The sequence below is a fragment of the Actinoplanes awajinensis subsp. mycoplanecinus genome, assembly GCF_001509495.1.
Taxonomy (GTDB): domain Bacteria; phylum Actinomycetota; class Actinomycetes; order Mycobacteriales; family Micromonosporaceae; genus Actinoplanes; species Actinoplanes palleronii.
Map to the genome: position 1 here is coordinate 1 of NZ_LLZH01000102.1, position 1,929 is coordinate 1,929.

Consider the following 1,929-nt stretch of genomic DNA (forward strand, 5'->3'; position numbering starts at 1 on the left):
TGCCGTTCGAGTATCTGGTGGAGGTGCTGAACCCGGCACGGTCGCTGGCGCATCACCCGCTGTTCCAGGTCATGCTCGCCCTGCAGAACGCACCCACCGGAGAATTCCAGCTGCCCGACGTGACCAGCAGGCAAGGCGTGGCCGGCACCAAGACATCCCGCTTCGACCTCTCCTTCTACCTGGAACAGCACCCCGAGAGCGACGACGGCGGCATCATGACCGGCTTCGTCGAGTACCGCACGGATCTGTTCGACCGCGAAACCATCCAGTCCCTCATCGACCGACTCCACCGGGTGCTCGCCACGGTCGCCGCGACCCCCGCCGCCACGCTTGACCAGATCGATGTGCTGGGCGCGGACGAACGACGGAACATCCTCGCGCGGTCCCAGGGAACCCGCCGTGACGTTCCGGTGCACCTGCTGCCCGACCTGTTCGAGGCACAAGCACGCCACACACCCGGCGCGACGGCCGTCGTCTGCGGCGACGACGTACTGTCGTACGCCGGCCTCAACACCCGTGCGAATCGGCTGGCACGCTGGCTGATCGGGCGGGGCGTGGGGCCGGAGCAAACGGTGGCGCTCGCGCTGCCGCGGTCCACGGCATTCGTCGCCGCTGCTCTGGCCGTCACGAAGACGGGCGCGGCGTTCCTGCCGGTCGACCCGGACTACCCGGCCGACCGCATCGCGTTCATGCTCGCCGACGCCCGGCCTAGCGCGATCCTCACGCACGGCTCGCATCTCGGCGGCCTGCCTGTCGGCGCCATCGCACTCGACGATCCCGGCGTGGCCGAGGAGATCCGGCGACACCCGGACGCCGACCCGCGGCCGGCGGATCGTCACGGCGTACTCCTGCCGGCGAGCCCGGCGTACGTGATCTATACCTCCGGCTCCACGGGCACGCCCAAGGGCGTTGTGGTCACCCATGGCGGCACCACCGTCCTGGCCGCCACGATGCGGGATCGCTTCGCGATCGAACCTGACAGTCGCGTCCTGCAACTCGCCTCGCCGAGCTTCGACGCCGCCGTCATGGAACTGCTCATGGCGTTCGGCGCCGGCGCGACACTGGTGGTGGCACCGGCAGTGCGGCTGGCCGGTGAGGAACTGGCCGCCTTCATCGGCGAGTCGCAGGTGACCCACGGCTTGGTGTTCCCCACCGTCCTGGCTTCCATGGACCCCGTCGGCACCGCAGGGCTGGCGACGCTGGTCGTCGGCGGCGAGGCGTCCACCGGCGAACTGATCGGCAAATGGTCCGCCGAACGCCGCGTCTTCAACGCGTACGGCCCCACTGAGATCACCATCGCGGCGACCCTCAGCGATGCCTTGACCGGCGCCGGCACGCCGCCGATCGGCCGTCCGGTGGACAACTCGCGTGCCTACGTCGTCGACGACAGCATGCAGTTGGTGCCGGTGGGCGTGCCGGGTGAGTTGTATGTGGCCGGGGGTGGCTCGGGGTTATCTGGGTCGTCCTGGTTTGACGGCGCAGCGGTTTGTGCCGGATGTGTTCGCTGGTGATGGCGGGCGGATGTATCGCACGGGTGATGTGGTGCGGTGGCGTCCGGGTGGGGTGCTGGAGTTCGTGGGCCGGGCCGATGATCAGGTGAAGGTGCGCGGGTTCCGGATCGAGTTGGGTGAGGTGGAGGCCGCGTTGGCGGCGTGCCCGGGTGTGGCGCAGGCCGCGGCCGCGGTGCGTCGGGATCGTCTGGTCGGTTATGTGGTGCCGGCGACCGACTCCGCCGTCGACGTGCCGGGCATCCGGCGCGCGATAGCAGCACGGTTGCCCGAGTACATGGTGCCGTCGATCACCGTCTCGATGGACCGCCTGCCGACGCTGCCGAGCGGCAAGTTGGATCGGCGGGCGTTGCCGGTTCCGGAGATGTCAACGGTGTCGTCGGGCCGGGCGCCGCGTTCGCCGCAGGAGGAGATCCTGTGT

General features: G+C 69.6%; 2 protein-coding genes. Both read left to right on the forward strand.

From position 1 onward, the window contains the following. The coding region (locus ADL15_RS14430) for an AMP-binding protein (RefSeq protein ID WP_157441359.1) at positions 1-1,511 on the forward strand (1,511 nt) is incomplete at its 5' end. Continuing rightward, a partial coding sequence (locus ADL15_RS14435; RefSeq protein WP_198170776.1) for an AMP-binding enzyme occupies positions 1,471-1,929 on the forward strand: 459 nt, incomplete at its 3' end. The genes ADL15_RS14430 and ADL15_RS14435, both read left to right, overlap by 41 nt.